Source organism: Streptomyces glaucescens (assembly GCF_002154375.1).
GTDB classification, from domain to species: Bacteria; Actinomycetota; Actinomycetes; order Streptomycetales; family Streptomycetaceae; genus Streptomyces; species Streptomyces glaucescens.
The window spans coordinates 1-7,964 of record NZ_MUND01000329.1 but is presented as its reverse complement, the minus strand read 5'-3'; the positions used below and the strand labels follow the sequence as shown (position 1 = coordinate 7,964).

The 7,964-nt window shown below is 74.8% G+C and carries 5 protein-coding genes and 1 pseudogene; 5 read left to right on the top strand and 1 reads right to left on the bottom strand.

The window, feature by feature from the left end; genetic code table 11:
- The 4 genes and pseudogenes from CCN42_RS42640 to sucD all read left to right on the top strand — a co-directional run.
- Positions 1–192 (top strand): annotated as a pseudogene (locus CCN42_RS42640) (hypothetical protein); the annotation flags it as partial.
- 150 nt (positions 193–342) lie between these two features.
- On the top strand, positions 343–2,520 hold the full coding sequence (locus CCN42_RS44640; protein WP_245877404.1) for a hypothetical protein: 2,178 nt from the start codon (positions 343–345) through the stop codon (positions 2,518–2,520).
- A gap of 444 nt (positions 2,521–2,964) precedes the next feature.
- On the top strand, positions 2,965–4,146 hold the full coding sequence (sucC, locus tag CCN42_RS21785) for an ADP-forming succinate--CoA ligase subunit beta (RefSeq protein ID WP_086167964.1): 1,182 nt from the start codon (positions 2,965–2,967) through the stop codon (positions 4,144–4,146).
- A 27-nt stretch (positions 4,147–4,173) separates the two neighbouring features.
- Positions 4,174–5,058 carry a succinate--CoA ligase subunit alpha gene (gene sucD, locus CCN42_RS21780; RefSeq protein ID WP_043503463.1) on the top strand — a complete coding sequence of 295 codons (885 nt, stop codon included), beginning with the start codon at positions 4,174–4,176 and terminating at the stop codon, positions 5,056–5,058.
- An 82-nt stretch (positions 5,059–5,140) separates the two neighbouring features.
- Here the strand turns inward: sucD and CCN42_RS21775 are convergent, their stop codons facing one another.
- Positions 5,141–6,391: a helix-turn-helix domain-containing protein gene (locus tag CCN42_RS21775; RefSeq protein WP_086738041.1), complete on the bottom strand. Its 1,251-nt coding sequence runs from the start codon at positions 6,389–6,391 to the stop codon at positions 5,141–5,143.
- 96 nt (positions 6,392–6,487) lie between these two features.
- Here CCN42_RS21775 and CCN42_RS21770 point away from each other — a divergent pair.
- Positions 6,488–7,964 (top strand): cell division protein PerM (locus CCN42_RS21770; protein ID WP_211294768.1); only part of this gene is annotated, 1,477 nt, incomplete at its 3' end.

The following is a 7,964-nucleotide window of genomic DNA, read 5'->3' as shown; positions in this document are numbered from 1 at the left end:
CCCACGGGTGGCGACAGCGGTGTGCTCGGCAGCCGGGCGGCCGCCGACAACGGCGGCTCGCGGCACGGTGACGTGTGTGCGGTGACCGCCGTGCAGCGTGCTCCGCTGCGGCCCGTGCCCGGCGTCCTCGCCTGGGCCGACGCGGGCGAGAGCCGGGACCGGTACCGGGACATTCCCGTTTTCCCCGGATAGGGCAGCCCTTTCCCCCGCCTGACCTGCCGCGCGGGGGCGGAACAGGTCTGCCCACCCATCCGGAGTTCCCACCTCCGGAATGTCCCCAAGCCCGGAGTCCTCCGACGGATTCCCCGGCGTCTCGGAACCCCAAAGGATCAGACGCACGCAATGAACAAGAACATCCGCCGCTCGATCGTCATAGCCGCCGGCGTCACGGGCGCCTGGGCGCTCGGTTCCACGTACGCAAGCGCCGACGAACTGCCCGCCTCCTCCCTCTCCGCGCCGGACGCGGCCGACGCCGAGGGCACGCTCGCCTCGGTCACCGGCGACCTCACCGACACGGTGGAGGGGACCGTCTCCGGCGTCACCGGCGGCGGTGCCGTGCGCGGTGTGACCGGCACGCTCACCGACACCCTCGGCACGGCCGGCGACACGGTCGACGGCACCCTCGGCCAGGCCACCGGCACCGTCTCCCGGACGGCCGGCACCGCCGGCGCGGCCGCCACCACCGCCACCGGCACGGTCTCCGGCAAGGCTCCCGCCGCCTCCGCCGCCGACCAGGCCCGCCGGTACGTCGACGCGAAGGTCTCCGTCCCGAAGACCGCCAAGGCCACCAAGGTCCGCGGTGCCCAGGCCATCCACGGCGCTCACGCCGCCCGCGCCGCCGCGCAGGCCCAGGCGGACGCCGCCGTCGGGGTGACCGCCGAGGCGGGCCGGGACGCGCTCCCGGACGTCCCCTCGTCCCCCCAGGACGTGATCGACTACCTCTTCGGTCCCCTCTCCGCCTTCGCGCCCGAGCTGGAGCAGGCCCTGGCCGCCGCCCAGACGCGGCTGCACGGCGCCCAGTCGGCTGCGCGCACCCAGGCGCAGGGCGTCGAGGGCGTCGTACGGACGAAGGCGCAGTACGCGGTCGCGGGCGCGGGCCGCACCGCCGCCGGTGCGCAGGGCGCCGCGCGGGCCACGGTCTTTGGCGTCCAGTCCCGGGCCGCCGGCGTGGCGGCCGTCGCCCAGGGCGAGGCGGGCGCGGTGCGGACGGCCGCGGAGGCCTCCGTCTCGTCCGTGCCGGGCCATGTCACCGGGACCGTCGACGGAGTCGAGCAGCGGGTCGTGGGCACGGTCAGCACGGTCTCCGGCAAGGTGAGCACGGTCCGTGCGACGGCGGTCGGCACCGTCGGCACGGCCTCCGCCACCGTCCAGGGCCTCCCGGGCCGCATCACCCCGGTCGTCCAGGAGACGGCCGCCGCAGCGGTGCCGCCGCTCGCCGCCTCCGCAATCCGGGGCGCGCAGCCGGTCGCCGCCGGCGCGGTGCACGGCGTCCACCCGGTCGTCACGGACGCCGTGCACGGGGTCGTCCCGGTCGCCGAGCGGGCCGTGGACGGTGTGACGCCGGTCGTCACGGACACCGTCGCCGGTCTCGCCCCGGTCGCCCGTGACGCCGTGGCCGGTGTCGCCGCCACCGCGGGGCACACCGTCGACGCCGCGACCGCGCTCGCGTACGGCGTCGTCGCCGACGTCCAGCCGGTCGCGTACGGGGCCGTGCACGGGGTCCAGCCGGTCGCCGCCGACGCGGTGCACGGCGTCCGCCCGGTGGTCACCGGCGCGGTGCACGGGATCGTGCCCGTCGCCGGGCAGGCCGTGGACGGTGTGACGCCGGTCGCCACCGGGGCCGTCGCGGACGTGCCGCCGTACGCCACCGGGCTGGCCGGCGAGGTCGCCGCGGACGCGGCCGGCACCGTGCTGCCGCCGGTCGCGCACACCGCGGTGCGCGGGGTGGTGCCGGTCGCCGGTCAGGCCGTCGCGGACGCGGGCGGGCTGGCCCACGGCGTGACGGGCGACGTGCGCTCCTTCGGGGCGGGTGTCGCCGCGGACGTGGCGCCGTTCGGGTACGGCGTGGCCGGGCAGGCCGGCGGCTTCGCGGAGGGTGTGGCGGACGAGGTGCCGCCGTTCGCGCAGGGCGTCACGGGCGCCGTCCAGCCGGTCGTGGACACCGTGTACGACACGGTGCGGCCGGTCGCCGACGCCGTCGGCGGCGTGGGCGGCAGTGCGGCCGGGCTGGCGTACGGCGTCGCCGGCGGGGTCGCGCCGTTCGGGTACGGCGTGGCGGGCGAGGCGGCCCCGTTCGCGCAGGGAGTGGCGGGTGACGTCGCCCCCTTCGCCGGGGACCTGACCGGCACCGTTCACTCCACCGGCGGCAGCCTCGCCGGTCACGCGGTCACCGGCGCGGAGGGCGTGGCCGGATCGGTCACCCCGGGCTGGGCCCCGGACGCCGACGACCTGCACACCCCGCAGGACGGCACGTACGGCCCGCAGGGCCTCTACGGCTCCCAGGGCTCGTACGGCGTGTGAGCTTCGCGGGGACGCGGACCGGACCGGCCGAAAACCGTCGGCCGGTCCGGCCGTACCCCCGCGGAGAGGGCCCGGCGGTCCCCATCGGGGTGGGGAGCGCCGCGGCCCGAGCCCCGGCGGGCGGCCTCGGGACGCCCGTTCGCCCCCGCCGGGGCCCGAACAGGGAACCTCACCGGGCCGACCCCAACCCGGTGAGGTTCCGCCTCGCTCGCACACGTCCCGACACTCGGTGCCACACATCCCGGCATCATGTGACAGGTATCACCGCTCGGGTGTGACCCGCGATTTAGAACGCCCCCGCAACCGGCGATAACCTGCGAGACGGACATGCCGCGCGCTCGGACACCGTGTGCGCCTCCCTTGTGACAGCGGACGTCACGTTGCCCTTCGCGGCACGCCCACGCATCCAACGAACCGCGAGATCACTGATAGGGACGGAAGCGCGTGGACCTGTTCGAGTACCAGGCGAGGGACCTCTTCGCCAAGCACGATGTACCGGTGCTGGCCGGTGAAGTCATCGACACGCCTGAGGCGGCGCGCGAGATCACCGAGCGTCTGGGCGGCAAGTCCGTCGTCAAGGCGCAGGTGAAGGTCGGTGGTCGCGGCAAGGCCGGTGGCGTGAAGCTGGCCGCCACTCCGGACGAGGCCGTCGCCCGTTCGACGGACATCCTCGGCATGGACATCAAGGGCCACACGGTCCACAAGGTCATGATCGCCGAGACCGCTCCGGAGATCGTCGAGGAGTACTACGTCTCCTTCCTCCTCGACCGTGCCAACCGCACCTTCCTGTCCATCGCCTCCGTCGAGGGCGGCATGGACATCGAGGAGGTGGCGGCCAACCGTCCGGAGGCCGTCGCCAAGACGCCGATCGACGCGATCGACGGCGTGACGGCCGAGAAGGCCCGCGAGATCGTCGAGGCCGCGAAGTTCCCGGCCGAGGTGGCCGACAAGGTCGCCGACGTGCTGGTCAAGCTGTGGGACGTCTTCATCAAGGAGGACGCCCTCCTCGTCGAGGTGAACCCGCTGGCCAAGGTCGCCTCCGGTGACGTCATCGCCCTCGACGGCAAGGTGTCGCTGGACGACAACGCCGAGTTCCGCCACCCGGAGTTCGAGGAACTGCACGACAAGGCCGCGGCCAACCCGCTCGAGGCCGCCGCCAAGGAGAAGAACCTCAACTACGTCAAGCTCGACGGCGAGGTCGGCATCATCGGCAACGGCGCCGGTCTCGTCATGAGCACCCTGGACGTCGTCGCGTACGCCGGTGAGCAGCACGGCAACGTGAAGCCCGCCAACTTCCTGGACATCGGTGGCGGCGCCTCCGCCCAGGTGATGGCGAACGGCCTGGAGATCATCCTCGGCGACCCGGACGTGAAGTCCGTCTTCGTCAACGTCTTCGGTGGCATCACCGCCTGCGACGAGGTCGCCAACGGCATCGTCCAGGCCCTGAAGCTCCTCGAGGACCGCGGCGAGGAGGTCACCAAGCCGCTGGTCGTCCGTCTCGACGGCAACAACGCCGAGCTGGGCCGCCAGATCCTCACCGACGCCAACCACCCGCTGGTCCAGCGCGTCGACACCATGGACGGCGCGGCCGACAAGGCCGCCGAGCTGGCCCACGCCGCCAAGTAAGCACTCAGGACGAGGACACCACACACCATGGCTATCTGGCTCAACAAGGACAGCAAGGTCATCGTCCAGGGCATGACCGGCGCCACGGGCATGAAGCACACCAAGCTCATGCTCGGTGACGGCACCAACGTCGTGGGCGGCGTGAACCCGCGCAAGGCGGGTCAGACCGTGGACTTCGACGGTACCGAGGTACCCGTCTTCGGCACCGTCAAGGAGGCCATCGAGGCCACCGGCGCCAACGTCTCCGTCATCTTCGTGCCGGAGAAGTTCACCAAGGACGCGGTCGTCGAGGCCATCGACGCCGAGATCCCGCTGGCCGTCGTGATCACCGAGGGCATCGCCGTGCACGACACGGCGTCCTTCTGGGCGTACGCCGGCAAGAAGGGCAACAAGACCCGCATCATCGGCCCGAACTGCCCCGGCATCATCACCCCGGGCCAGTCCAACGTCGGCATCATCCCGGGCGACATCACCAAGCCGGGCCGCATCGGCCTGGTCTCGAAGTCCGGCACGCTGACGTACCAGATGATGTACGAGCTGCGCGACATCGGCTTCTCGACCTGTGTCGGCATCGGCGGTGACCCGATCATCGGCACCACCCACATCGACGCTCTGGCCGCCTTCCAGGAGGACCCGGAGACCGACCTCATCGTGATGATCGGTGAGATCGGCGGCGACGCCGAGGAGCGGGCCGCGGCCTTCATCAAGGAGAACGTGACCAAGCCGGTCGTCGGCTACGTCGCGGGCTTCACCGCGCCCGAGGGCAAGACCATGGGCCACGCGGGCGCCATCGTCTCCGGCTCCTCCGGCACCGCGCAGGCCAAGAAGGAGGCCCTGGAGGCCGCCGGCGTCAAGGTCGGCAAGACGCCGACCGAGACGGCGAAGCTGGCCCGTGAGGTCCTGGCCGGCTGACCGCCGTCGGCCGTGGGCCGACACGGCCGACAGCCACCGGAAGGGCCCGCATCCCACCCAGGGTGCGGGCCCTTCCGCATGCTCACTCCGGTTCCGGGACCAGTCTCTCCGGCCCGTTCACCATCTCCTCGCGCAGCTTCGCGCGCAGCTCCAGCTCCCGCTCCGACAGCGGGCCCGGCGCGGCCCGCGGCGGCACTCCGCGCACCGTCTCACCCGGCGGCACCGGCGGCTCGTACCGCGTGGGGGCCGTCCGCAGGGTCAGCGCGGTGGCACCGATCAGCGCCACCGTGAAGGCGATGGCGGCCCGGGTCCAGAACCGCGCCCGGCGCTCGCTGCCGCCGCGCACCGCCGGCGGCCGGGCCGCGCGCAGCCGCTCGGCGGACGCCAGCTCGGCGAGCCGCTGGTGCAGTACGGCCGGGTCCGACAGCTCCGGCAGCCGCTCGGCCACCGCCTCGCGCGCGTGCAGCAGCCGGTTCGCCGCCGCCGGAGTGCTCGCCTCCGTCTCGGCCGCGGTCTCCGGGAGGCCGAGCCCGACCCCGTCGTACAGCACCAGGGTGCGGCGGTACGGCGGCGGAAGAGCCAGCAGGACGTCCAGCAGGGCGCGGTCGGAGGCGTCCGCGGGGGGCGGCTCGGGGTGGCGGTAGCGGGGCCGGAAACAGTGCCAGGGGGAGAGCGCGTACTCGTACGCCGCCGCGCGCACCCACCCCGCCGGATCCCGGTCGACGGCCACCTCCGGCCACCGCTGCCAGGCCAGCTGGAACGCCCGCTCCACCGACTCCCGGGCGAGTTCCCGCCGCCCGGTCAGGAGGTAGGCCTGACGGACGAGCGCGGGCGCGCAGAAGGCGTAGAGGGCGTCGAAGGCCTCTGCGGGGGTGAGCGGGGCGGCGACGCCGGCCGGCGCGGACACAGCGGGGAGGAGCGCCGGTCCCCGCTCCGGCTCGTCTCCCTGCTCCGGTTCCTTCTCCCGCGTGTTCTGACCCGGGGTCAGCACCGGGTGGGTGGCGGCGCTGTCCGGGGGCGCGATGACGACGGGTGCGGTGGCGGGCAGTTCCGTGGTGACCGGCGCCGGTGCCGGTGCCGGTGCTGGTGCCGGTGCGGGCGCGCCTTCCGGAGCCGGCCCGGACGGCACCGGCTGCGCCAGTTGGGCCAGCAGGGTCGCGTACGCGTCGCGTCTGCGTCCGCGGGGAGTGGTGCGGCCGGACTCCCACGCCCGCACGGTCTCCCGGCTGACGCCCACCCGGGAGGCGAGCTGAGCCTGTGTCAGGGCGGCGGCCTCGCGCAGCCGTCGGCGCTCCTTGGGCGGGGGAAGCGGGGTTGCAGGACGCTGCGTCACCGGTCGCCCCTCCGTACGAAAAAGCACATAAGCACATATTGAGCGACACAGCGGGGGTTCGCCTGTTACGACGGAAAAGCGCGTGTCGTTGGGAGCATGACGGGCGTGAACCGGATGACCGACCTCCGACCGTCGCTGTCGCCCCTGATCACCCCGCTGCGGGGCCGCTCGCCCGGACTTGCCGCGGGCCTGCTGAACGGCGCCCTCGCGGCCGGGCTGGGCCTCGGCTCGCTCACCGCCCTGGTGATGCTGCTGTGGATCAGCTCGCCGTACCCGGACAGCGGGCCCGGCGGCGCGCTGCATGTCGCCGCCTCCCTCTGGCTGCTGGCGCACGGCGCCGAACTGGTCCGCACCGACACCGTCTCCGGCCTGCCCGCCCCGGTCGGCCTCACCCCGCTGCTGCTGCTCCTGCTGCCCGTCTGGCTGCTGCACCGGGCGGCGCGCGACGCGGTGGAAGGGGACCCGGCGGGCGGGGACGAGGGGCCGGCCGTGCGGGCGCGCACGGCGTGGGCCGGGGTGGTGCTGGGCTATCTGGGCGTCGGCGCCGCTGTCGTGCTGTACACGGCGGATGGCGCGCTGCGGCCCTCATGGCTGTGGACGGGGCTGAGCCTGCCGCTGGTCGCCGGGGTGGCGGCCGGGGCCGGGGTGTGGTCGGCGTACGGCTGTCCCCGAGGCCCCTTGGACGGCGCGCACGGTGTGCCGGCGCTGGTGCCGGGCGCTCTCCGTCGCCTCCTCCGCGACCCGGGCGCCGAGCCGGGCCGGGGACGGCTGGAGGTCGCGGCGCGGGCCGCCGCGGCCGGGACCGCCGCCCATGTCGGAGGCGGGGCGCTGCTGGTGGCCGTGTCCCTGGTGTGGCACGGCGGGGCGGCGCGCGTGGCGTTCACGCAGCTCACGGAGGGCTGGTCGGACCGGTTCGCGGTCCTGCTGCTGTGTCTCGCGCTGCTGCCGAACGCGGCGGTGTGGGGCGCGGCCTACGCCCTCGGCCCCGGTTTCGCCCTCGGTGTCGGCCGGGTCACCGGCCCCCTGTCCGCCGCGCCCGCGCCGCTGCTGCCGCCGTTCCCGCTGCTGGCGGCGGTGCCGGAGGCCGGGCCCGGGACGCCGCTGCACTGGGCGGCCGGTGCGGTGCCGGTGGCGGCCGGACTGACGGTGGGCTGGTTCGTGGCCCGGGCGGGGGACGGCTGGTCGCGGGGCCGGACCGCGCTGGGCGCGCTGCTCGCGGCCGGGCTGTGCGCGGTGGCGCTCGCCGTGCTGGCCGGGCTGGCGGGTGGCCCGCTGGGCGCCGGGAGGCTGGCCCGCTTCGGGCCGGTGTGGTGGCAGACCGGGGCGGCGGGGCTGCTGTGGACGGCGGTCGTGGGCGTGCCGGCGGCGCTGGGGGTGCGATGGTGGCGGGGGCGGAGCGCCCGGTCGCGGAACACCAGGGAACGGGTGGCAGGGACCGGCGCTTCGGTGCCCGCCCCTGCCGCACCCGTGTCACCACCACCGGCCGCGACCTCGGACCAGCCCTCCGCCTCCGCCTCGGCCTCGGCCTCCGACGAGCTGTACGACCAGGGCGACCCGACCGGTCCCCTGGGCG